Source organism: Muricoccus nepalensis (assembly GCF_006438825.1).
Classification (GTDB): Bacteria; Pseudomonadota; Alphaproteobacteria; order Acetobacterales; family Acetobacteraceae; genus Roseomonas; species Roseomonas nepalensis.
Genome location: NZ_RCZP01000008.1, coordinates 158,712 through 180,176, shown reverse-complemented (window position 1 = coordinate 180,176; position 21,465 = coordinate 158,712). Strand labels below are relative to the sequence as shown.

General features: G+C 74.5%; 21 protein-coding genes. 14 read left to right on the top strand and 7 right to left on the bottom strand.

Features of this window, described 5'->3' with window-relative positions; genetic code table 11:
• Positions 1 to 49: 49 nt before the first annotated feature.
• The 6 genes from EAH89_RS11335 (at position 50) to EAH89_RS11315 (ending at position 5,186) form a co-directional block, all read left to right on the top strand.
• Positions 50 to 1,018, top strand: coding sequence for a heme o synthase (locus EAH89_RS11335; RefSeq protein ID WP_140883014.1), 969 nt, complete (start codon positions 50 to 52; stop codon positions 1,016 to 1,018).
• Positions 1,018 to 1,188 (top strand): hypothetical protein, encoded by a 171-nt coding sequence (locus tag EAH89_RS31755; RefSeq protein ID WP_162559123.1) that lies wholly within the window; start codon positions 1,018 to 1,020, stop codon positions 1,186 to 1,188. Before EAH89_RS11335 ends, EAH89_RS31755 begins: the two co-directional genes overlap by 1 nt.
• A 43-nt stretch (positions 1,189 to 1,231) precedes the next feature.
• Positions 1,232 to 1,882, top strand: a complete 651-nt coding sequence (locus tag EAH89_RS11330) for a cytochrome c oxidase assembly protein (RefSeq protein ID WP_140883012.1) — start codon at positions 1,232 to 1,234, stop codon at positions 1,880 to 1,882.
• A 182-nt stretch (positions 1,883 to 2,064) separates the two neighbouring features.
• Positions 2,065 to 2,931 (top strand): cytochrome c oxidase subunit 3, encoded by an 867-nt coding sequence (locus EAH89_RS11325; protein ID WP_140883010.1) that lies wholly within the window; start codon positions 2,065 to 2,067, stop codon positions 2,929 to 2,931.
• Between the two features lie 87 nt (positions 2,932 to 3,018).
• Entirely contained in the window at positions 3,019 to 3,708 is a 690-nt protein-coding gene (locus EAH89_RS11320; RefSeq protein WP_140883008.1) for an SURF1 family protein, read from the top strand.
• A complete protein-coding gene (locus EAH89_RS11315; RefSeq protein ID WP_140883006.1) occupies positions 3,705 to 5,186 on the top strand; it encodes a carboxypeptidase M32 in 1,482 nt (493 codons plus the stop codon). Before EAH89_RS11320 ends, EAH89_RS11315 begins: the two co-directional genes overlap by 4 nt.
• Positions 5,187 to 5,195: 9 nt before the next feature.
• On the opposite strand, the gene mbfA is transcribed toward EAH89_RS11315, so the two are convergent.
• The 6 genes from mbfA to EAH89_RS11285 all read right to left on the bottom strand — a co-directional run bounded on the left by mbfA (position 5,196) and on the right by EAH89_RS11285 (position 10,615).
• Positions 5,196 to 6,152, bottom strand: coding sequence for an iron exporter MbfA (gene mbfA / locus EAH89_RS11310; RefSeq protein ID WP_140883004.1), 957 nt, complete (start codon positions 6,150 to 6,152; stop codon positions 5,196 to 5,198).
• Positions 6,153 to 6,249: 97 nt separating this feature from the next.
• Complete coding sequence (locus EAH89_RS11305; protein ID WP_140883002.1) at positions 6,250 to 6,921, bottom strand: HAD hydrolase-like protein; 672 nt, start codon at positions 6,919 to 6,921, stop codon at positions 6,250 to 6,252.
• Complete coding sequence (gene lpxK / locus EAH89_RS11300) at positions 6,918 to 7,907, bottom strand: tetraacyldisaccharide 4'-kinase (RefSeq protein WP_140883000.1); 990 nt, start codon at positions 7,905 to 7,907, stop codon at positions 6,918 to 6,920. The genes EAH89_RS11305 and lpxK overlap by 4 nt, the downstream gene beginning before the upstream one ends.
• 17 nt (positions 7,908 to 7,924) lie before the next feature.
• Complete coding sequence (locus EAH89_RS11295; protein ID WP_241666964.1) at positions 7,925 to 9,280, bottom strand: 3-deoxy-D-manno-octulosonic acid transferase; 1,356 nt, start codon at positions 9,278 to 9,280, stop codon at positions 7,925 to 7,927.
• Positions 9,277 to 10,113, bottom strand: coding sequence for a lysophospholipid acyltransferase family protein (locus EAH89_RS11290; protein ID WP_140882998.1), 837 nt, complete (start codon positions 10,111 to 10,113; stop codon positions 9,277 to 9,279). Before EAH89_RS11290 ends, EAH89_RS11295 begins: the two co-directional genes overlap by 4 nt.
• 76 nt (positions 10,114 to 10,189) lie before the next feature.
• Positions 10,190 to 10,615, bottom strand: a complete 426-nt coding sequence (locus EAH89_RS11285) for a DUF1489 family protein (protein WP_140882996.1) — start codon at positions 10,613 to 10,615, stop codon at positions 10,190 to 10,192.
• A 142-nt stretch (positions 10,616 to 10,757) separates the two neighbouring features.
• On the opposite strand from EAH89_RS11285, the gene EAH89_RS31815 reads away from it, so the two are divergent.
• The 8 genes from EAH89_RS31815 (at position 10,758) to EAH89_RS11240 (ending at position 20,565) form a co-directional block, all read left to right on the top strand.
• Positions 10,758 to 13,073 carry a methyl-accepting chemotaxis protein gene (locus tag EAH89_RS31815; protein ID WP_162861312.1) on the top strand — a complete coding sequence of 772 codons (2,316 nt, stop codon included), beginning with the start codon at positions 10,758 to 10,760 and terminating at the stop codon, positions 13,071 to 13,073.
• Between the two features lie 97 nt (positions 13,074 to 13,170).
• Positions 13,171 to 14,178, top strand: a complete 1,008-nt coding sequence (locus tag EAH89_RS11270) for an aspartate-semialdehyde dehydrogenase (RefSeq protein WP_140882994.1) — start codon at positions 13,171 to 13,173, stop codon at positions 14,176 to 14,178.
• A gap of 145 nt (positions 14,179 to 14,323) precedes the next feature.
• Positions 14,324 to 14,776 (top strand): succinate dehydrogenase, cytochrome b556 subunit, encoded by a 453-nt coding sequence (gene sdhC / locus EAH89_RS11265; RefSeq protein ID WP_140882992.1) that lies wholly within the window; start codon positions 14,324 to 14,326, stop codon positions 14,774 to 14,776.
• A gap of 13 nt (positions 14,777 to 14,789) precedes the next feature.
• Complete coding sequence (gene sdhD / locus EAH89_RS11260) at positions 14,790 to 15,206, top strand: succinate dehydrogenase, hydrophobic membrane anchor protein (RefSeq protein ID WP_140882990.1); 417 nt, start codon at positions 14,790 to 14,792, stop codon at positions 15,204 to 15,206.
• A 186-nt stretch (positions 15,207 to 15,392) separates the two neighbouring features.
• Positions 15,393 to 17,219: a succinate dehydrogenase flavoprotein subunit gene (sdhA, locus tag EAH89_RS11255; protein WP_140882988.1), complete on the top strand. Its 1,827-nt coding sequence runs from the start codon at positions 15,393 to 15,395 to the stop codon at positions 17,217 to 17,219.
• 14 nt (positions 17,220 to 17,233) lie between these two features.
• Positions 17,234 to 18,016 carry a succinate dehydrogenase iron-sulfur subunit gene (locus EAH89_RS11250; protein WP_140882986.1) on the top strand — a complete coding sequence of 261 codons (783 nt, stop codon included), beginning with the start codon at positions 17,234 to 17,236 and terminating at the stop codon, positions 18,014 to 18,016.
• Complete coding sequence (locus EAH89_RS11245; protein WP_140882984.1) at positions 18,009 to 19,220, top strand: TIGR03862 family flavoprotein; 1,212 nt, start codon at positions 18,009 to 18,011, stop codon at positions 19,218 to 19,220. Before EAH89_RS11250 ends, EAH89_RS11245 begins: the two co-directional genes overlap by 8 nt.
• 58 nt (positions 19,221 to 19,278) lie before the next feature.
• Positions 19,279 to 20,565, top strand: a complete 1,287-nt coding sequence (locus tag EAH89_RS11240) for a methyl-accepting chemotaxis protein (protein ID WP_161993552.1) — start codon at positions 19,279 to 19,281, stop codon at positions 20,563 to 20,565.
• 12 nt (positions 20,566 to 20,577) lie between these two features.
• Here EAH89_RS11240 and EAH89_RS11235 read toward each other — a convergent pair whose 3' ends face one another.
• Positions 20,578 to 21,465 (bottom strand): dienelactone hydrolase family protein, encoded by an 888-nt coding sequence (locus EAH89_RS11235; protein WP_206667514.1) that lies wholly within the window; start codon positions 21,463 to 21,465, stop codon positions 20,578 to 20,580.

Below are 21,465 nucleotides of genomic sequence, written 5' to 3'. Positions count from 1 at the left end.
CGGCTTCCCGGTTGCGGATGGCCGCGCGGGAACGATATGGAGCGTCACCATGAGTGACATGATGAGGAGGGGGGCCACGGCCCCCCTCGCCGTATCCCCCCTCCAGGCCGCCACCGACTGGTCCGAGCTGCGCGACTGGTTCGCGCTCCTCAAGCCCCGGGTGATGACCCTCGTCGTCTTCTCGGGGCTGGTCGGGATGCTGGTCGCGCCCGGCCACATCCACCCCGTCCTCGGCGCCGTCGCGATCCTCTGCATCGCGGTAGGCGCGGGTGCGGCCGGCTGCATCAACATGTGGTACGAGCGCGACATCGACGCGATGATGCGCCGCACCGCCCGCCGGCCCATCGCGGCCGGGCGGATCGAGCCCGGCGCGGGGCTCGCCTACGGCGTGTTCCTCGGCGGCATGTCGGTCGTCCTCATGGGGCTCGCCACCAACTGGGCCGCGGCCGCCTGGCTGCTCGGCTCCATCCTCTTCTACGTCCTGATCTACACGGTCTGGCTGAAGCGCCGCACGCCGCAGAACATCGTCATCGGCGGCGCCGCCGGCGCCTTCCCGCCGATCATCGGCTGGGTCGCCGTGACCGGGCATCTCGACGTGCTGCCGCTGATCCTCTTCGCCATCGTCTTCGCCTGGACGCCGCCGCATTTCTGGTCGCTCAGCCTCTGGGCGCACGAGGACTACGAGCGCGCCGGCGTGCCCATGCTGCCGGTGGTGGCCGGCGCCCGCGAGACGCGGCGGCAGATCATGCTCTACACGGTGGCGCTCGCGCCGCTGGCGCTGCTGCCGACCCTCCTCGGCCTCGCCGGCTGGGTCTACGGCGCCTACGCCCTCTCGCTCAGCGCCGGCTTCCTCTACCACGCCTGGCGCGTGCTGGCGGAGCCGCAGGACGCGGCGGGCGTGAGCCTCCGGCGGGACGCCGCGGCCCGGGGGGCCTTCCGCTTCTCCCTCCTTCACCTCGCCGGCCTGTTCGGCGCGCTCGCCGTGGACCACTGGCTCCGTTCGGCAGGACTTCTCTGATGCCCCAGCCCCAACTTCCCGTGGCGGCCCCCTCCATGAGCAAGGAGGAGGAGGCCGAGTTCTACCGGCGCCGCCGCGGCCGCAACATCGGCATGCTGATCGTGCTGATCGCCCTCGTCGTCATCTTCTTCTTCATCACCATGGCCAAGCTCACCTCGTCCGTCTCCTGAGGCGGGCTCTTGAGGCGGGCCGCGCGAGGCACATCTGAACCCCATGCCCGAAGCGCCCATCCCCCGATCCCCGCGAGAGGCCTCCCCCCGCCAGCGCTCGGGGAACCGCCGCATCGCCGTCGCGACCTTCGCGACCGTCGCCGGCATGGTCGGCCTCTCCTTCGCCGCGGTGCCCCTCTACGCCGCCTTCTGCCGGGTGACCGGCTACAACGGCACGGTGCAGACCGGCGGCCCGGCGGCGCCGGGCGCGACCGAGCGGCAGGTGACGGTCCGCTTCGCCGCGACCACGCACCCCTCGCTGCCCTGGCGCTTCGAGGCCGCGCAGAACGCCATGCCCGTGCATCTCGGCGAATCCGGCTTGGCCTTCTACCGCGCCGCCAACCCGGCCGAGCGCGCCGTGGAGGGGGTGGCCACCTACAACGTGACGCCGGAGGTGGTCGGCAAGTACTTCCACAAGACCGCCTGCTTCTGCTTCGACGCCCAGACCCTGCGGCCCGGCCAGTCCGTCGAGATGCCCGTCAGCTTCTGGGTGGACCCCGCCATGGCGAAGGACCCGGAGACGCGCGACATCCGGACCATCACCCTCAGCTACACCTTCTTCCGCACCATGGCGGATGCCGAGCGCACGGGGGCGCTCGCCAGCGCCGGCCCGCATGTCGGCCGCGCCGCCTCGCCGGCCGCCCCGCCGCGCTGAGCGCTCCCGCCGGGTCGCCCCGCGGCAAGGGCGCGCCGGCGCCTTGATGCCCCGGGACCCTTGATCCCTGGGGCCGTTTGCGGGATTGATGCGACGCACAGCCGGGGCCTTGGTCCCGCGTTACCGAAGGGGCGCCAGCCCCAGGCCACAACGGGCTCGGCCCCGCTTCACCAGGACGCGCTATGGCTCTCGACACCACCACGGCCGGCATGGCGATCGACGCCTCCGAGCCGCCGCCGCCGCACAAGCACCCCTACCACCTGGTGGACCCGTCCCCCTGGCCGCTCGTCTCCGCCTTCTCGGCGGGCGCGATGCTCTTCGGGATCGTGCTCTGGGCCCACTACAACATCCACTGGATGTTCGGGATCGGCCTCGTGGGCACTCTGGCCTCCGCCACCTTCTGGTGGCGCGACGTGGTGCGCGAATCCAAGCAGCCCGGCGTGCACACCCCGATCGTGCGCATCGGCATGCGCTACGGCATGTCGCTGTTCATCGCCTCCGAGGTGATGTTCTTCGTGGCCTTCTTCTGGGCCTACTTCCACTTCGCCCTCTACCCGGAGCACGTCGCGGGCGCCGAGACGGCGATCTGGCCGCCCAAGGGCATCCACACCTTCGACCCCTTCGGCCTGCCCTTCCTGAACACGATGATCCTGCTGCTCTCGGGCTGCACGGTCACCTGGGCGCACCACTCCCTCATCGAGGGCGACCGCAGGGGGATGCTGCAGGGCCTCGCGCTCACCGTCGGGCTCGGCCTCTTCTTCACCACTCTCCAGGCGATCGAGTACTCGGAGGCGCCCTTCGCCTTCTCGGGCGGCGGCATCTACCCCTCGACCTTCTTCCTGGCGACGGGCTTCCACGGCTTCCACGTCATCGTCGGCACGCTGTTCCTGCTCGTCTGCTTCATCCGCGCCTGGGGCGGCGACTTCACGCCCAAGCGCCACTTCGGCTTCGAGGCGGCCGCCTGGTACTGGCACTTCGTCGACGTGGTCTGGCTGTTCCTCTTCATCTGCATCTACCTGTTCGGCGCGGGCGAGATCGCCCAGCACTGACGCAGGACCCCCTCGCGCGCCCGAGCCCCGTCCGGCCTGCCGATCCCTCGGCCGGCCGGGCGGGGTTCGTCGTTTGAAAGGCCCCCCATGTCGCCCCGTGCCCGGCGCATCCTCCCGGCCGTCCTCGCCTCCATCCCCGTCCTCGCCATCCTCCTCGCGCTCGGCACCTGGCAGGTCCGGCGCCTCCACTGGAAGAACGACCTCCTGGCGCAGATCGCCAGCGCCGAGGCCGGGCCCCCCGTGCCGCTCGGCGACCGCCCCGTCGCCTTCTCCAAGGTCGAGGCGACGGGACGCTTCCGCTACGACCTGGAGGCCATCCTCGGCGTCGAGGTGCGCGGCCCCGTCCTCGGCACGCGCCTGATCACCCCGCTGGAGCGGGACGGGCACCCGGCCGTCCTGGTGGACCGCGGCTGGGTGCCGCTGGAGCGCCGGGGCGCGGCGATCGAGCGGCCGGAGGGGCCGGTCTCCGTCACCGGCTACGTCTCCCCGCCCCAGGACCGCGACACCTTCGCCGCGACCGACGACACCGCCGGCCGGCGCTTCTACACGGCCGATCCCCGCGCGATCGGCGCGGCCCTCGGCCTGCCCGGGGTGATGCCGGACCTGCTGGTGGCCCTCGCGTCCCCGGGCGCCCGCCCCGACGCCCTTCCCCAGGGCGCCGCGACCCTCCCGCGCCCAGCCAACTCCCATCTCGGCTACGCCATCACCTGGTACGGCCTGGCCGCCTCCCTGGTCGGGGTGCTGGTCGCCTGGGCCCTCCGCAAGGACGAGACATGAACGAGCCCTACGCGCGGCTGAAGGGCCGCTTCGCCCGCATCGCCACCCTCGGCGAAGCCTCGGCCATGCTCGGCTGGGACGCCTCGGCGATGATGCCGCCCGGCGGCGGCGCGGCGCGCGGGGAGCAACTCGCGGTGCTGGCCGGCGTCGCCCACGGCCTGCTGGTCGCGCCCGAGATGGCCGAGGACCTCGCCGCCGCCACGGCCGAGGGCGAGTGGGACGCCGCCAACCTGGCCCTCATGCGTCGCGCCCACCGCCGCGCGACGGCCCTGCCCGAGAGCCTCGTGGAAGCGACGGCGCGCGCCAACTCGGCCTGCGAGAAGGTGTGGCGCGAGGCCCGCGCCGCCTCCGACTTCGCGGCCGTCCGCCCCTTCCTCGAGACCGTGGTCGCCCTCCAGCGCGAGGCGGCGGCCGCCCTCTCGGCCGCGACCGGCCTCACCCCCTACGACGCGCTGATGGACGGCTTCCAGCCCGGCATCGGCGCGGCCGACGTGGAGCCCATCTTCACGGCCTACGAGGCCTTCCTCGCCGACGCCCTGCCGCGCGCCGAGGAGATCCAGGCCTCCCGCCCGGCGCCGGTGCGCCCGCAGGGTCCCTTCGCCACCGAGACCCAGCGCGCCCTCGGCCGCCGCCTGTCCGAGCGCGTCGGCCTCGACTACGACCACGCCCGCCTCGACGAGAGCCTGCACCCCTTCTGCGGGGGCACGCCGACGGACGTCCGCATCACCACGCGCTACGTGCCCGAGAGCTTCGAGCAGGCGATGCTCGGCATCCTCCACGAGACCGGCCACGCCCTCTACGAGCGCGGGCTGCCCGCCGGATGGGCGCGCCAGCCGGTGGGCGAGGCCTCGGGCATGGCAACGCACGAATCCCAGAGCCTCATCATCGAGATGCAGGCGAGCCGGTCCGACGCCTTCCTCTCCTGGCTCGGCCCCGAGCTGCACGCGGCCTTCGGCGGCGATCCCGCCCCCTACGCGCCGGAGAACCTCGCCCGCCTCTGGCGCCGGGTGGAGCGCGGCTTCATCCGGACAGAGGCGGACGAGCTGACCTACCCCGCCCACGTCATCCTCCGCTTCCGGCTGGAGCAGGCCCTCATCGGCGGCGACCTGGCCGTGGCCGACCTTCCCGGCGCCTGGGCGGAGGGGATGGAGCGCCTCCTCGGCATCACCCCGCCCGACGACCGCCGCGGCTGCCTGCAGGACATTCACTGGCACGACGGCGCCTTCGGCTACTTCCCCTCCTACACGCTCGGCGCCATGGCCGCGGCGCAGCTCATGGCGGCGGCGCGCGCGGCGGTGCCCGGCCTCGACCGCGCCCTCGCGCGCGGCGACTTCGCGCCCCTCCTGGGCTGGCTGCGCGCGCGTGTGCACGGCCAGGGGTCCCGGCTCGGCTTCCAGGACCTGATGCGCGCCGCGACCGGCCGCCCGCTGGAGGCGGCCGACTTCATGGAGCACCTGCGCGGGCGCTACCTCGCCTGAGGGGCGCGCTCACCCGCTGCCGATGAGGATCCCCGCCAGGAGGACGAGCAGCCCGCCGAGCACGATCTGCACGAGCGCCGCCGCGAAGGGCGTCTCCATGTAGCGCCAACGGATCCAGGCGATGGCGATCAGCTCCAGCACTACGATCGCGCCCGCGGCGATGGTGGCCGTCCAGAAGTCGGGGATGAGGTAGGGGAGCGTGTGGCCGAGGCCGCCGATGGCCGTCGCCAGCCCACAGGCGAGGCCGCGGATCCAGGGCCGGCCGCGCCCCGTGATGGCGCCGTCGTCCGACATCGCCTCCGTCAGCCCCATCGAGATCCCCGCGCCGACCGAGGCCGCTAGGCCGACGAGGAAGGTCTCGTGCGGGGAATGGGTCGCGAAGGCCGCGGCGAAGATCGGGGCGAGGGTGGAGACCGAGCCGTCGATCAGCCCGGCCAGCGCCGGCTGCACCACCTGCAGCACCAGCAGCCGCCGCGCCGTCGCGTTCTCGTCGGCGACCGCGGATTCCGTGAGGTGCGTCTCGGTCAGCCGCTCCGCCACGCCCTCGTGCTTCTTCTCGATCAGCGCGAGGTCGCCGAGCAGGCGCCGCACCTCGGTGTCGCGCGCGCGGGCGGCGGCGCGGGCGTAGAACTCGCCGGCCTCCAGCTCCATCACCGCGGCCTGGCGCCGCACCACCTCGATCCGCAGCTCCTCGGCCAGCCAGATCGGGTTGCGGCGCAGGAAGCCGCGCACGTCCTGTCGGGTGATCAGCGGCAGCTCCTTGCCGAACTTCCGCTCGTAGAGCGCCAGCAGGAGGTTCCGGTGCTCCCCCTCCTCGGTCGCCATCCCGTCGAAGACGGCGGCAGTGGCGGGGAAGTCGGTCCGCAGGCGCATGGCGAAGGTCGCGTAGATCCGCGAGTCCTCCTCCTCGTTGGCGATGGCCAGGGCGAGGGTCTCGGCCTCGGTGAGGTCCTCGAAGCGTTTCATGCCCCTTGGTAGCCCGCGCGAGCGCCGAGGGAAATAGCAAAGGAATCAGGTGCTTGGACGCAATCGGGACGCATTCTCGATTGCAGCGCGGCAGCGCCTAGCGCCGGTCGAGCAGCGCTTCCGCCATCCCCGGGAGCTCGCCGGGCGACCCCGCGAGCCGGTCCGCGCCCGCCCGCTCCAGTTCGTCCCGCGCGCCGAAGCCCCAGAGCACGCCGATGCACCGCACCCGGTTGGCCTGCGCGCCCGCGATGTCGAAGCGGCGGTCGCCCACCATGACGCAGCCTTCCGGCGCGAGGCCCGTCCGCGCCAGCACCGCCGCGAGGAGCTCCGGCTTGTGGTCCAGCGCGCCGCCGGGCTCCGAGCCGTGGATGCCGTCGAGCATCGCGTCGAGGCCGAGATGCTCGAGGATGAGGCGCGCCGGCACCGTCCGCTTGGAGGTCGCGACATGCAGCGCGAACCCCTCCGCCCGCAGCGCCGCCAGCGCCTCCGCGATGCCGGGATAGGGGGTGGAGCCGAGATAGCCGCGCGCGTTGTAGTCCGCCCGGTAGGCCGCGACCGCCTCCGCCGCGCGGTCGTCGCCGTAGTGGGCCAGCACCTCGCCCATGACGTCGTCGAGCGGCGGGCCGATCACCCAGGTGAGGTCCACCGCCGGGTCGGGCTCGTGGCCGAGGGCGCGGAGCGCCGCCGCGTAGCTGCCGAGGATGCCCGGCCGGGAATCGACGAGCGTGCCGTCGAGGTCCAGCAGCACCGCGCGCCGGGGCACGCTCATGCGGGAACGGGAACCCGCGCGGCCAGCGGGTCGAGCATCGCCTCCAGCCGCGCCGGCTCGTCCCAGGCGAGCGTCACCGTCACCACCGTCACACGCGCGCGGAAGGCGGGGGGGATGCGCACGAAGTCCTTCCTGGTCGTCACGGGGATGGCGCGTAGCCGGTCGGCCTCGGCCAGCAGCTCCCGCATGTCGCCGGCGTCGTAGGGGTAGTGGTCGGCGTAGGCCGCGCGCCCCGCGATGATCGCCCGCGCCTCCGACAGCGTGGTGAAGAACTTCCGGGGGTTGGCGATGCCGCAGAAGGCGAAGACCGCCTGGCCTGCGAGCTGCGCCGCCTCCGGCCCCGGCACCGTCCGCGCCCGCAGCACCGGCATCCCCGGGGGAAGCTGGGCCAGCGCCCCGCACTCGTCCGCCCCCATCAGCACCGCCGCCTGCGCGCGCGAGACCGCGGCCGCCACGGGCTCGCGCAGCGGCCCGGCCGGGATGACCCGCCCGTTGCCGAAGCCGTAGGAGCCGTCGATCGCGAGGAGGGAGAGGTCCTTCTCGAGCGTCGGGTTCTGCAGCCCGTCGTCCATCACCAGCGCCTGGGCGCCGGCCTCGATGGCCGCGCGCGCGCCGGCGGCGCGGTCGGCGGCCACCCAGGTCGGGCGCTCGGCCGCCAGCAGCAGCGCCTCGTCGCCGACCGCCTTGCTGTCGTGCCGGCCGGGCTCCACGCGCACGGGGCCGCGCAGCGTGCCGCCGTAGCCGCGGGTGAGGAAGTGCACGGCCACGCCGCGGTTCGCGAGGCGCATGCCGATGTCGAGCGCGAGCCCGGTCTTGCCCGCGCCGCCGGCCGTCGCGTTGCCGCAGCAGATCACGGGCACCGGGGCGCGCCAGCCGGGCCTGGCCACGCGCCGCGCCGTGGCCGCCGCGTAGAGCGCCGCGAAGGGGGAGAGGAGGAAGGGCGCGATTCCGCTGCCATCCCCGGTCCAGAAATCGGGGGCACGCATGGTGCCGTCGGGCGTCCTTATCCTGTGGCGGTGGCGGCCCGGATCCCGTCCCAGGCAGGGGCGGGCTCGGGAAGCAGGGCTTCGATCGCGGCGGCCATCCGCTCGGGCAGGGCCCCCGCATCCGCCGCGATCCGGGCGGCGGCCGAGGTCATGGACCGGGCCCGGTCGGGTTCCGTTAGCACGGCCGCCGCCGCCTCGGCCAGCGCGCCCGAATCGGCCACCCGCTCCGCCGCGCCCTCCTCGACCATCCGGGCCGCGATGGTCGCGAAGTTGTCGGTGTGGGGGCCGAGCAGCACGGGGCAGCCCAGCCGCGCGGCCTCGAGCGGGTTCTGCCCCCCGTGCGGCACCAGCGAGCCCCCGATGAGCGCCACCCCCGCCACCCGGTAGAGCAGCCCGAGCTCCCCGATCGTGTCGGCGACGTAGAAGGCCGTGCCCGGCCCCGGCAGGTCGCCCGCCGCGCGCCGCGCGACCGCGCCGGGCGCCGCCTCCTCCAGCTCCCGCGCCAGGGCCGGGCCGCGCTCGGGATGGCGCGGGGCGAGAATGGTGAGCAGCCCCGGCAGCCTCTCCTGGAGTTGCGCCCGCGCCGCGGCGACCTGCGCCTCCTCCCCGGGATGGGTGCTCGCGGCCAGCAGCACCGGCCGCCCGCCGATCGCCTCCCGCAGCGCGCGCAGGGCGGCGCGGGGGGCGGGGAGGGGGCGCGCCGCGAACTTGAGGTTGCCCCAGGACTGCGCGCCCTCCGCCCCCAGGGCGCGCAGCCGCGCCGCGTCCTCCTCGGTCTGGGCGATGACGAGCCCGAAGGCGCCGAAGAGCCGCCGGGCCACCGCCGGCAGCCGCCCCCAGCCGCGTGCCGACCCCGCCGAGACCCGCGCGTTCACCAGCGCCAGCGGCACGCCCCGTGCCCGCGCCGCGAGGATGAGGTTGGGCCAGATCTCGCTCTCGATCAGCACGGCGGCGTCCGGCCGCCAGCCATCGAGGAAGCGGGCGGCGTGGGCGGGCACGTCGAGCGGCACGAAGCGGTGCCGCACCCGCGGGCGGAGCGAGGCCGGCAGGCGGTCCTCCAGCAGCCGCGCCGCGGTCAGCGTGCCCGTGGTCAACAGGAAGTGAAGGTCGGGCCGGAGCTCGGCCAGGGCCTCCAGCAGCGGCAGCGCGGACTGGCTCTCCCCCACGCTCGCCCCGTGCAGCCAGAGCAGCGGCCCCGCCGGCCGGTCCGCCCCCGCGCCGCGGCGCTCGCCGAGCCGCGCCGGGTCCTCCTTGCCGAGCCGGGCGCGGTGGGTGAGCCAGAGGGGCAGGAGGGCGGCGCCGAGCGTCGTGGCCCCGCGCCAGGCGGCCAGGGGCAGGGCGGCGCGCCAGCCGCCATCGGGGGCGCCGCTCAAGCGCGCCGCGCCTCGTCCGGGCGGGAGGCGGCCGCCTCCGTCGCGAGGGCGGGCGGGGCGCGGCTCGCCAGGGCGCGGGCCGCCGCCAGCGCCGCGGCCTCGCCAGGGCCTGCGCGGGGGCCCACGCGGGCCGCCTCGGCCCAGGCATCGGCGGCGTCGCAGGCCTCCGTCAGCAGCGCCTCCACCGCGGCGCGCCCGGCCTCGCCGGCCTCGGGCGGCACGACGAAGGGGGGCAGGAGCACCATCAGCCCGCGGCCGAAGGGCAGGGGGATCATGGCCTTGTCCCAGGAGCGCAGGCGAAGGCAGCGCGTGGTCGAGGCGCCGTAGGTGAAGACCGGCGCGCCCGAGAGGGCCGCGAGCTGCCCGACCCCGGGCGCGGCCACCCGCCGCGGCCCGCGCGGACCGTCCGGCGTGACCGCCACCACGCCCCCCCCGCGCAGCACCCGCAGCATCGCCCGCAGCGCCGCGCTGCCGCCCTTGGAGGCGCCGCCCTTCGCGCTCGAGCCGTGGATCGTCTCCAGCCCGAAGCGGGCCACGACCTCGCCGATGAAGACGCCGTCCCGGTGGCGGGAGACGAGGACCTGCGGCCGCTTCGGCGCGAGCGCCGGGACCCGCCCGCGCATCGTGACCCAGAGGCCCGGCCCCAGCGTCAGCCGCTCGTGCCAGAAGGCAAGGATCACCGGGCCCTCCGCCAGGCCGCCGCGCAGCGCCTCGGTCGCGCCGTCGGCCACGAGGGTCCAGCGCGTCGTCCGGTGGGCGAGGGCGACGTAGAGCCCCAGCAGCCGGGCGGCCAGGGAGAGGAAGCGCGGATGGCGCGTCAGCCGTCGGAACATGGGATGCGGGCCATGGCGTGATGCGGCCCTAGCACGCGCCCGGCCGGGCGTCACCGGGTCGCCAGGAAGGGAGGCGCTAGAGCAGGCCGAGGTCCATGAGGGCGCGGCGCAGCGCCGGCGGCAGGGCCTCGATGCCCTCCGCCGCGTGGTCGCCCGCGGCCAGGTCCGGGGGCGCGGCCGCGGCCTCGAGGTAGCGCCACCCCTGGAAGGGCTTCATCGGCCGCGGGTGCACGGGCACGAGGCCCGGTTGGAGGACGAGGGCGGTGGCGGCGCTGCCGTCGGCGCGCCGCACCGGCTCGATCGCGACGATCCGCTGGCGCACGCGCAGCACCCCCGCGACCACCCAGTAGATGGACCCGCCCTGCAGGATCTCCGGCGCGCGCCGGGGCGTCATCCGCGTGACGTGGCGCAGCCCCTCGCCGGCCAGGGCGCGCCGGGCCTGGCCCTTCTCCAGGGCCTCCACGTCCTTCGGCCCCACGGCCAGCTTGATGAGGTGCAGCACGCCGGCCGATCTGCCCCCTCCGCGCGTCCGCCGCAAGCCGCGCGGTAACGGACCTCTCCGCAAAGGGAGCGGGGTCTTATCCGGGGATTAGGGAATGCCGTGGCATTCCAAGGGGACCATTCGCAGGAGCCTCCTCCGGACCATGCACGTCTTCCAGAATCTCTCCGTCGCCAAAAAGATGGCCGCCACGGCGGGCCTGAGCCTCTCCCTGCTCGCGGGCCTCGTCGGGATGGTGTGGATGGAAGTGCGGGAGATGTCCCGCCAGCAGGACGAGCTCTCCACCGCGACCCGGGTGGTCGCCCTCATCGAGCAGGCCGCGACCAACGCCGGCCGCGCCCCGCTGGCCGAGGCCGACCTCAGCACCGCCCAGACGCTGGCCGCCGCGCAGGAGGCCGAGCGGAGCGGCCGCGCCTCGCTCGCCGCCGCCGCCCGCATCGCCGAGGACGCGGCCTCCCAGACCCCGCTGCCGGCCGCCCGCGACGCCGCCCTGGCCGCCCTCCCCGCCATCCGCCGCTACGAGGGCGCTCTGTCGCGGGTGCTGGCGGCGCGGACCCGCATGATCGAGGCGCGCGACAACCGGCTCTACGGCGTGAACGGCGAGTTCGACCAGGGCATGGAGGCCGTGCTCGGCGCCCTCGAGTTCGAGGTGCCCGACCGCGCCCAGCTCGACGAGGTGCGCGCCCGGGTTATCACCTTCAGCAACGGCGTGAACGAGGCGCGGCTGGCTGTGCAGCGCTACCTCGTGACCGGCGAGGACACCCAGGCCCGCCGCACCCGGCGCGCCCTGGCCCAGCAGCGCGTCCACTTCCGCGGCGTGCAGTCCTTCGCGCTCTCCCCCCGGCTGAAGGAGGACGTGGACCGGCTCGGCACCATCGCGGCGGGCCTCGCCGAGGCGTCCGAGACGATCCTCAGCGCCCAGGCGGACCTCGCGAAGATCCGGCGGGAGGAGGCGGAGCCCGCCAGCCAGGCCATGCGCGACGCCCTCGACGAGGCCAGCCGCCTGCTGCGCGACGACCAGGCCGGGCACCGGGCCCTGACGAACGAGGCGATGGCGACGGTGGAGAGCGTGACCCTCTCGATGGGCGGCGCCGTGGCGCTGATCCTCCTGGGCTTCTCCTGGGCGACCGCGCGCGCGATCGGCGCCCCGCTCCGCCGGGCCGCCGTGCGGGTGCGGGCGATCGCCTCCGGCGACACCTCCCCGCCCGGCCGCGCCGAGACGGCGGACGGCACCCGCAAGGACGAGACCGGCCGGATCGCGGCCGCGCTCGAGGATCTCCGCGGCACGGTCGGCCGCGCCTTCGCCCAGGCGCAGATGATCGAGCAGATGCCGCTCGGCCTAATGGCCGTCGACCCCTCCCTCTGCGTGACCCACGTGAACGCCGAGATGGGCGCGGTGCTGGCCCGCCTCGGCGTGACCGGGCCGGTGCTCGGCCAGTCCCTCTCCTCGCTGCCGATTGAGGGCCTCGCGGGCCTCTGCGGCACGCTGTCCGACCCCGCGGGCCTGCCGCACCGCGCCCGACTCCGCGCCGCGGCGGAGGTGGTGGACCTGCAGGCCTCCGCCATCCGCGACGGCACCGGCGCCTATGCCGGCCCGATGCTGACCTGGCGCCTGGCGACCGAGGAGGCCCGGCTGGCCGACACCTTCGAGGCCGAGGTCGGCGCCGTCGTCGAGAACCTGGCGGGCGAGGTCGAGATGCTCCGCCGCTCGGCGGACGGGGTGCACGACACGGCCGGCCGCTCCGGCCGCGAGGCCGCCGAGGTGGCGGAGGCCGCCTCCCGCGCCAGCGGCGAGGTCGGCGCGGTCGCCGCCGCCGCCGAGGAGATGGCGGCCTCGATCACCGAGATCACCCGCCGGGTGGCCGAGGCGGCCGAGGTCGCGGCCCAGGCCGTGTCCGAGGCGCGGGCGACCGACGGCACGGTGCGCGGCCTCTCCGACAGCGCGGCCCGGATCGGGGACGTGGTGAAGCTCATCGGCGACATCGCCGGGCAGACGAACCTGCTGGCGCTGAACGCGACGATCGAGGCGGCGCGGGCGGGGGAGGCGGGTCGGGGCTTCGCCGTGGTCGCGGGCGAGGTCAAGACGCTGGCCTCCCAGACCGCCAAGGCGACGCAGGAGATCTCCGAGCAGATCCAGCAGATGCAGGCGGCGACCGCCAGCGCGGTCGAGGCCATCCGCGGCATCGGCGCCACGGTGGAGCGCACCAGCGGCATCGCCACCGCCATCGCCGCCGCGGTGGAGGAGCAGGGCGCGACGACGCGGGAGATCGCCCGCAGCGCGGCCCAGGTGGCCGGCGGCACGGACACGGTGAACGCCGCCATCACGAGCGTCCGCGCCGCCGCCGACGAGACGGGGGTGGCCGCCGGCGCCATGCTCAGCGCCACCCAGGCGCTGGCGGGGCAGACCGCCATCCTCCGCGAGAAGTCCGCGGGCTTCCTGCGGGCGGTGCGCGCCGCCTGAGGCGGGCGGCCGGTCGCCCCTGGCTTGCGCCGGGGGCCGGATCGGCCCATCTGCGGCCCGCCGTTCCCGGCAGAGGGTGCCGGCGGAGGGCTGCTGCATGAGCTATCGGATCGCCGTCGCGGGCGCGACCGGCCAGTTGGGCCGCGAGATCGTCAAGACCCTGGCGGAGCGGGACTTCCCCACCGCCTCCCTCGCCGCCCTGGCCTCGGGCCGGGCGGTGGGCGGCACCATGTCCCACGGGGAGCGGGACGTGCCGGTCGCGGCGGTGGAGCGCCACGACTGGGGCGGGACCGACCTCCTCTTCCTCGCGCCCGGCACGCCCGCGCCGGTCATGCTCGCCCGCCGGGCCGCGGCGGCGGGCTGCGCCGTGATCGACGCGACCGGCCTGGGCGGGCCCGACGCGCCGGTGGTGGTGCCCGAGGTCAACCCGGGCGCGCTCGCCGCCAACCCGCGCATCGTGGCCAACCCGGTGGCCGGGTCCATCCTGATGGCCATGGCGCTGCACCCGCTCCAGGCCATCGGCGGCCTCGTGCGGGTGGTCGCGACCTCGCTCCAGCCGGTCTCGGGCGCCGGGCGGGACGCGATGGACGAGCTGTTCAGCCAGACCCGCGGCGTCTTCGTGAACGACACGGCCAACCCCGAGCAGTTCACCAAGCCCATCGCCTTCAACCTCATCCCCCACATCGGCGCCTTCAACGAGGACGGCCGGACCGAGGAGGAGGAGGCGATCGCCGAGGAGCTGCCGCGGCTGCTGGGCGGGGAGTTCGCGGTGACCGCCACCTGCGTGCGGGTGCCGGTCTTCATCGGCCAGGCGATCGCGGTGCAGGCCGTCTTCGACCGCCCGGTGGACGAGGCCGAGGCGCGGGAGGCAATCCGCGCCGCCGCCGGCCTCACCCTGCTCGACCGCCGGGACGACGGCGGCTACGTTACCCCCCTTGAGACGGCGGGGGAGGACCCGGTCTTCGTCTCGCGACTCCGGCGGGACGGCGCGGTTCCCAACGCGATCGCGCTATGGTGCGCGGCCGACAACATGCGCAAGGGCGGCGCCCTGAACGCGGTCCAGATCGCCGAGGAGATGAGCCGCCGGGGCCATCTCGGCGCCTGAGCCCGGCGCCACTTGCGATCCTTTCGCAACGCCTTGATTCGGGCGCTTATTCCGCGCGATTGACGCTTTGCCGTGCCGCACCATAAAAGCGGCAGCCGGTTGCCGAACTGTCACAGGCCCGGCCGCAACTCACGCAGGACGGCGCATGGCAGAGAATCACCACGACGCGCGCGAGGCCACGATGGTGGGCCGCCGCACGGACGGAACCCTCGTCCGCCGGCCCCTCTCGCCGCACCTGCAGGTCTACGACATGCTGCAGATGACGAGCGCGACCTCCATCATGCACCGCATCACCGGCAGCGCCTGGTCGGTGGGCTTGGCCTTCTTCGTGTGGTGGATCGTGGCGCTTGCCTCTGGCCCCGCGGCCTACGCCAACGTGCAGTGGTTCATGGGCAGCTTCATCGGCGTGATCCTGCTCTTCGGGCTCACGGCGGTGGTCTGGTACCACACGCTGGCCGGCGTCCGTCACCTCTACTGGGATGCCGGCTACGGCTACGACATCCCCACCACCTACCGCACGGGCTGGGCGGCGATCATCGGCACGGGCGTCCTGACCGTGCTCACCTGGATCGTCGCCGTCATCGCCTGGGCGTCGTGAGAGGGCAGCCCCGATGAGCGAGAACTTCCCCTCCACCACCGCGCACCAGACCCGGCTGCAGACGCCGCTCGGCCGCGTCCGCCAGAACGGCTCCGCCAAGAGCGGCACGCACCACTGGTGGATGCAGCGCGTGACCTCGATCGCGCTGCTGCCGCTGATGCTCTGGTTCGTCTTCGGCCTGGCCACCCTCGCCGGCGCTCCCTACGAGGAGATCGCGCGCTGGGTCGGCAAGCCCTTCAACGCCGTGCTGATGCTGCTGCTGACGGGCATCGGCTTCTACCACACCGCCTCCGGCCTCCAGGTGGTGATCGAGGACTACATCCGCCCCGAGCGGAGCGCGATGGTGGCGGGGCTGCTCATCCGCGGCGCCTGCTGGGTCCTCGGCCTCCTCGCCGCCCTCTCGGTCCTGCGGCTGGCGGTGGCCCACTAATGCGCCCCGCGTGGTGCCGGTCCGTCCGATCGGGCTCTCCCCACCGCGCGAATCCACCCCATATCGGTTACGAAGCCGGACGCTCCGCCGCCCGGCCCCGCGCCCCGCGGCGCGATCGACCTTGCGCCTAGGACGGCGACCCGAACCCCGCGCCGACAACGGCGCCCTGACCCACGAGAGCCAGCGATGAACGCCATCAGCCAGCCGCCCCGCCCCGGGATCAACGGGGCCGCCTACCGCATCGTGGACCACACCTATGACGTGGTGGTGGTCGGCGCCGGCGGCGCCGGCCTCCGCGCCACCTTCGGCATGGGCGAGGCGGGCCTCAAGACCGCCTGCATCACGAAGGTCTTCCCCACCCGCTCCCACACGGTCGCCGCCCAGGGCGGCGTCGGCGCCGCGCTCGGCAACATGGGCGAGGACGACTGGCGCTGGCACATGTACGACACCGTGAAGGGGTCGGATTGGCTCGGCGACCAGGACGCCATCGAGTACATGTGCCGCGAGGCCGTGCCCGCGATCATCGAGCTCGAGCACTACGGCGTGCCCTTCTCGCGCACCGAGGACGGCAAGATCTACCAGCGGCCCTTCGGCGGGCACATGCAGAACTACGGCAAGACGCCGGCCATGCGCGCCTGCGCCGCGGCCGACCGCACGGGCCACGCGATCCTGCACACGCTCTACCAGCAGTCGCTGAAGCACAACTGCGAGTTCTTCGTCGAGTACATCGCACTTGACCTCATCATGGACGAGGAGGGCGCCTGCCGCGGCGTCATGGCCTGGTGCCTGGAGGACGGCTCCATCCACCGCTTCCGCGCCCAGACGACCGTGATGGCGACGGGCGGCTACGGCCGCGCCTACTTCTCCTGCACCTCCGCCCACACCTGCACCGGCGACGGCGGCGGCATGGTGCTGCGCGCGGGCCTGCCGCTGCAGGACAATGAGTTCGTGCAGTTCCACCCGACGGGCATCTACGGCTCCGGCTGCCTCGTGACGGAGGGCGCCCGCGGCGAGGGCGGCTACCTCACGAACTCCGAGGGCGAGCGCTTCATGGAGCGCTACGCGCCGACCGCGAAGGACCTCGCCTCGCGCGACGTCGTCTCGCGCGCCATGTCGATGGAGATCCGCGAGGGCCGCGGCGTCGGCCCGCAGAAGGACCACATCCACCTGCACCTCGAGCACCTCGGTGCCGAGCTGCTGCATGAGCGCCTCCCCGGCATCTCCGAGACGGCGAAGATCTTCGCCGGCGTGGACGTGACGAAGGAGCCGCTGCCGATGCTGCCGACCGTGCACTACAACATGGGCGGCATTCCCACGAACATTCACTGCGAGGTGCTGCGCCCGACCGCGACCGACCCGGACGCGACCGTGCCCGGCCTAATGGCGGTGGGCGAGGCGGCCTGCGTGTCCGTGCACGGCGCCAACCGGCTCGGCACCAACTCGCTGCTCGACCTCGTGGTGTTCGGCCGCGCGGCCGCGCACCGTGCGCGGGAGACGGTGCGCCCCGGTGCCTCCCAGGCGCCGCTGCCCGAGGGCGCCGGCGACAAGTCGCTCGCGCGCCTTGACCGCGTGCGCAACGCCAAGGGCGACACGACGGTCGCGGCCCTGCGGGGCGAGATGCAGCGCACGATGCAGGAGCACGCCGCGGTGTTCCGCACCTCCGAGCTGCTGAAGGAGGGCGTGGAGAAGATGGACCGCGTGGCCCAGGGCTACGAGGACATCCGCATCGCCGACCGCAGCCTGATCTGGAACAGCGACCTCGTGGAGGCGCTGGAGCTCGACAACCTCATCGGCAACGCGCTGACCACGGTCGTCGGCGCCGAGGCTCGGCACGAGTCCCGCGGCGCTCACGCGCACGAGGACTACCCCGAGCGCGACGACCAGAACTGGATGAAGCACACGCTTGCCTGGGTGAACGACCAGTACAAGGTGCGGCTCGACTACCGGGACGTGAAGATGCGGACCCTCACCAACGAGGTCCAGGTCTTCCCGCCCAAGGCACGCATTTACTAGGAAGCCCGGAACCCATGGCGACCTTTACCCTCCCGAAGAACAGCACGATTGGCACCGGCCAGACCTACAAGGCCGAGGCCGACGCCACCAACGTGCGCTCCTTCAAGATCTACCGCTGGGACCCGGACACGGGCGACAACCCGCGGATGGACACCTACGAGATCGATCTCGACAAGTGCGGGCCCATGGTCCTGGACGCGCTGATCAAGATCAAGAACGAGGTGGATACCACGCTCACCTTCCGGCGCTCCTGCCGCGAGGGCATCTGCGGCTCCTGCTCGATGAACATCGACGGGCTGAACACCCTCGCCTGCCTCAAGCCGATCGAGGATGTGCTGGGCGAGATCCGCATCAACCCGCTGCCGCACATGCCCGTGGTGAAGGACCTGGTGCCGGACCTGAGCCAGATCTACGCGCAGCTCACCTCCATTCAGCCCTGGCTGAAGGCCGACACCGCGCCGCCGCCGGACAGCGAGCGGCTGCAGTCGAAGGAGGAGCGCGCCAAGCTCGACGGGCTCTGGGAGTGCATCCTCTGCTTCTGCTGCACGACCGCCTGCCCCTCCTACTGGTGGAACGGCGACCGCTACCTCGGCCCGGCCGTGCTGCTCCAGGCCTATCGCTGGATCGCCGACTCGCGCGACGAGTACACGGGCGAGCGCCTGGACCAGCTCCAGGACCCGTTCCGCCTCTACCGCTGCCACACGATCATGAACTGCGCCCGGACCTGCCCGAAGGGGCTGAACCCGGCGGAGGCGATCGGCCACATCAAGACCCTGCTGGTCGAGCGCGATCGCTGATCCACTGAAGGTCGCCATCGTCGGCGCCGGCCCCGCGGGGCTGGCGGCGGCGGAGGTCCTCTCGGAAGCGGGCGTCGCGGTCACCGTGCTGGACCGCATGCCCAGCCCCGCCCGCAAGCTGCTGATGGCCGGGCGCGGCGGCCTCAACCTCACCCACACCGAACCCCTCGAGACCTTCCTCTCTCGCTACGGCGCCGCCCGCGGACGGCTGGAGCCGGCGGTGCGCGCCTTCCCGCCCGAGGCCGTCCGCGCCTGGTGCGAGGGGCTCGGCCAGACGACCTACGCCGGCACCAGCGGCCGGGTCTTTCCGACGGCGATGAAGGCGGCGCCGCTGCTGCGCGCCCTCCTCGCCCGCCTCGCGGCCCGGGGCGTGACGCTGCTCAGCCGACACGCCTGGACCGGCTGGTCGGCGGAGGGCGCGCTCGCCTTCGACCTGCCCGGACTGGCCCCCCTCCACCTCGCCCCGGACGCCGCGTTGCTCGCGCTCGGCGGCGCCTCCTGGCCCCGGCTGGGGTCGGACGCGGCCTGGGTGCCCCTCCTGGCCGCGCGGGGCCTGGGCCTCTCGCCCTTCCGCCCCGCCAATTGCGGCGTGCTGGTGCCCTGGACCGACCACCTGCGGGACCGCTTCGCGGGCACCCCCCTCAAGCGGATCGCCCTGAGCTTCGACGGCCGCACCGTGCGCGGGGAGGCCGTGATCACCGCGGGTGGGCTGGAAGGTGGCGCCGTCTACGCCCTCTCGGCCGCCATCCGGGACCGCGTGGCGGCCGAGAGCGCGGCGACCGTCACGCTCGACCTCCGCCCGGACCTCCCGGCGGAGGAGGTCGCGCGCCGCCTCGCCGCGCCGCGCCGGGGGCAGTCGCTGTCCAACCACCTGCGCCGCACCCTCGCCCTGCCGCCCGCCGCCATCGCCCTGCTGCGGGAGGGCGGGGTGCCACCGGAGGCCGCCGTCAAGGCGCTGGAGCTCCGCGTGACCGGCGTCTCCGGGCTGGACCGCGCGATCTCCTCCGCCGGCGGGCTGCGCTGGGAGGAGGTGGCGGAGGATTTCGCGCTGCCCCGCCTCCCCGGCCTCTTCGCCGCGGGGGAGATGCTGGACTGGGAGGCGCCGACCGGCGGCCACCTCCTCACCGCCTGCCTGGCCACGGGCCGGGCCGCCGCGCGGGGCGTGCTGGCACGGCTGGGCGCCGGCCTGGAAAGCTCCCCTTAACCCTCCCGCCCGCATGGTGCCCCCGACGGCCCCGCCAGGGGGCAGGGAGGAACCGGGCATGCGCTTCTTTGGATCAGGGGACGACGGCGCCCGCGCCAAGGCCGAGTGGCTGAGCGTGCTCGACAGCCGCTGCGGCGTCGGCCTGTGGGACGCCATCCTGCACGAGGGCGACGCCATGCACGCGAAGTCCCGCTGGACCTGGTCCTCCGAGTTCCGCCGCCTCCTCGGCTTCCGCGACGCCGCCGAGTTCCCCGACGTGGTGCAGTCCTGGTCCGAGCGGCTGCACCCCGAGGACGCCGCCGCCACCTTCGCCGCCTTCGGCCGCGCGCTCGAGACCGGCGAGCTCTACGACGTCACTTACCGTCTGCAGACGAAGGACGGCTCCTACCGCTGGTTCCGCGCGACCGGCGGCGTGCTGAAGGACGAGAAGGGCGTGGCCCGCCGCGCCTGCGGCTCGCTGACCGACATCCACGAGGCGCGGGAGGCCGAGGCGGCGCGCGCCGCCCTCACCGCCGCGCTGATGGACCGCTTCCGCACGGAGGTGCAGGACGTGGTGGCCGAGGTCGCCGCCGCCACCGCCCGCCTCCAGGCCGACGCCGAGGGCATGGCCAGGGCCGCCGCCCGCACGGCCGAGAGCGCAGGCAGCGTCTCCGGCGCCTCCGGGGAGGCGAGCGCCAACGTGGCCAGCGTCGCCGCCGCGACCGAGGAGATGACCGCCTCCATCCGCGAGATCACGGGCCAGATGACCCGCTCCACCGAGGCGACGGCCGGCGCCACCGCCGGCATCGAGGCCGCGACCGGCGCCGTGCACGGGCTGGTGGAGGACGTGCGCCGCATCGGCGACGTCGTGGGGCTGATCAGCACGGTGGCCGGGCAGACCAACCTCCTCGCGCTGAACGCCACGATCGAGGCGGCGCGCGCGGGGGAGGCCGGGCGCGGCTTCGCGGTGGTGGCCAGCGAGGTGAAGACCCTCGCCGCCCAGACCGCCAAGGCCACGGACGAGATCACCGGCCGCATCCAGGCCATCCAGGCCGCGACCGACGGGGTGGAGCGCGCCATCGGCGGCGTGGCCGCCACCATCGGCCGCCTGAACGAGGTGGCCGCGGCCATCGCCGCCGCGGTGGAGCAGCAGGGCGCCACGACCAGCGAGATCGCCCGCAGCATCCAGTACGCCGCCCAGCGCAGCGGCGAGGTGACGCAGGGCATCGGCGCCGTGAACGGCCTCGCCACCGAGGCCGGCGCCGCCTCCGCCCGCATCACCGAGGCGGCGCGCGGCCTCTCCGGCCACGCGAGCACGCTGCGCGGGCGGCTGGACGGCTTCCTCGACCAGCTCCGCGCCGCCTGAGCCGCCCGCGCCTCAGGCCACGCCGTTGCCGCGCAGGAAGTCGAGCATCAGCCGCCAGCCGGCCTGGGCCTGTTCCGCGCGGTAGCTCGGCCGGTAGTCCGCGTGGAAGCCGTGCGGGGCGCCGGGGTAGATCACCAGCGTGAAGCGCTTGCCGGCCTCGCGCATGCGCTTCTCCATCTCGCGCAGGCTGTCCACGGGGATGCCCGTGTCGGCCTCGCCGTAGAGGCCGAGGATGGGGCAGCCGATGTCGGCGGCCATGTCCAGCGGCACGCGCGGCGTCAGCGCGCTCGCCTGGCCCGCCACCGGCCCGTACCAGGCGACCCCCGCCTTCAGCCGCGGGTTCCGGGCCGCGTAGGCCCAGACGTTGCGCCCGCCCCGGCAGAAGCCGATCACCGCCACCTTCTCCGCGCTGCCGCCGTCCTGCCCGGCCCAGGCGAGCGTCGCGTCGAGGTCGCGGAACAGCTCCTCGTCCGGCTTGCGCCCGGCGATCGCGGCCGCGCCCGCCACGTCCGGCGCGGCGGCCGCGTCGCCCTGGCGCACGTAGTAGTCGGGCGCGACGGCCAGGTAGCCCTCGCGCGCGAGGCGGCGGCAGACGTCCTTGACGTACTCGTGCAGCCCGAAGATCTCCTGGCACACCAGCACCACCGGCCAGTCGCGCCCGCTGGCGGGGCGGGCGCGGTAGCCGGGCAGGGCGCGGTCCCCGGCGGGGATGCTCACCTCCCCGGCGACCAGCCCGTCGGCCGGCGTCGTCACGATTGTCTGGGCCATGACCGGCCCCGCCGCCAGCGTGTAGCCGGCCGCGCCCCCGACCGAGCCGACGAAGCCGCGCCGCCCCAGCCGCTCGAACAGCGGGGGCGAGATCATCTCCTCGGCCGGCGGGGCCTCGGGCGGTCGTTCCAT

Coding starts and splice junctions, on each gene's coding strand:
- EAH89_RS11335 (WP_140883014.1), top strand. CDS start 50: ATGAGTGACATGATGAGGAGGGGGGCCACGGCCCCCCTCGCCGTATCC.
- EAH89_RS31755 (WP_162559123.1), top strand. CDS start 1,018: ATGCCCCAGCCCCAACTTCCCGTGGCGGCCCCCTCCATGAGCAAGGAG.
- EAH89_RS11330 (WP_140883012.1), top strand. CDS start 1,232: ATGCCCGAAGCGCCCATCCCCCGATCCCCGCGAGAGGCCTCCCCCCGC.
- EAH89_RS11325 (WP_140883010.1), top strand. CDS start 2,065: ATGGCTCTCGACACCACCACGGCCGGCATGGCGATCGACGCCTCCGAG.
- EAH89_RS11320 (WP_140883008.1), top strand. CDS start 3,019: ATGTCGCCCCGTGCCCGGCGCATCCTCCCGGCCGTCCTCGCCTCCATC.
- EAH89_RS11315 (WP_140883006.1), top strand. CDS start 3,705: ATGAACGAGCCCTACGCGCGGCTGAAGGGCCGCTTCGCCCGCATCGCC.
- mbfA (WP_140883004.1), bottom strand. CDS start 6,152: ATGAAACGCTTCGAGGACCTCACCGAGGCCGAGACCCTCGCCCTGGCC.
- EAH89_RS11305 (WP_140883002.1), bottom strand. CDS start 6,921: ATGAGCGTGCCCCGGCGCGCGGTGCTGCTGGACCTCGACGGCACGCTC.
- lpxK (WP_140883000.1), bottom strand. CDS start 7,907: ATGCGTGCCCCCGATTTCTGGACCGGGGATGGCAGCGGAATCGCGCCC.
- EAH89_RS11290 (WP_140882998.1), bottom strand. CDS start 10,113: ATGTTCCGACGGCTGACGCGCCATCCGCGCTTCCTCTCCCTGGCCGCC.
- EAH89_RS31815 (WP_162861312.1), top strand. CDS start 10,758: ATGCACGTCTTCCAGAATCTCTCCGTCGCCAAAAAGATGGCCGCCACG.
- EAH89_RS11270 (WP_140882994.1), top strand. CDS start 13,171: ATGAGCTATCGGATCGCCGTCGCGGGCGCGACCGGCCAGTTGGGCCGC.
- sdhC (WP_140882992.1), top strand. CDS start 14,324: ATGGCAGAGAATCACCACGACGCGCGCGAGGCCACGATGGTGGGCCGC.
- sdhD (WP_140882990.1), top strand. CDS start 14,790: ATGAGCGAGAACTTCCCCTCCACCACCGCGCACCAGACCCGGCTGCAG.
- sdhA (WP_140882988.1), top strand. CDS start 15,393: ATGAACGCCATCAGCCAGCCGCCCCGCCCCGGGATCAACGGGGCCGCC.
- EAH89_RS11250 (WP_140882986.1), top strand. CDS start 17,234: ATGGCGACCTTTACCCTCCCGAAGAACAGCACGATTGGCACCGGCCAG.
- EAH89_RS11240 (WP_161993552.1), top strand. CDS start 19,279: ATGCGCTTCTTTGGATCAGGGGACGACGGCGCCCGCGCCAAGGCCGAG.
- EAH89_RS11235 (WP_206667514.1), bottom strand. CDS start 21,465: ATGGAACGACCGCCCGAGGCCCCGCCGGCCGAGGAGATGATCTCGCCC.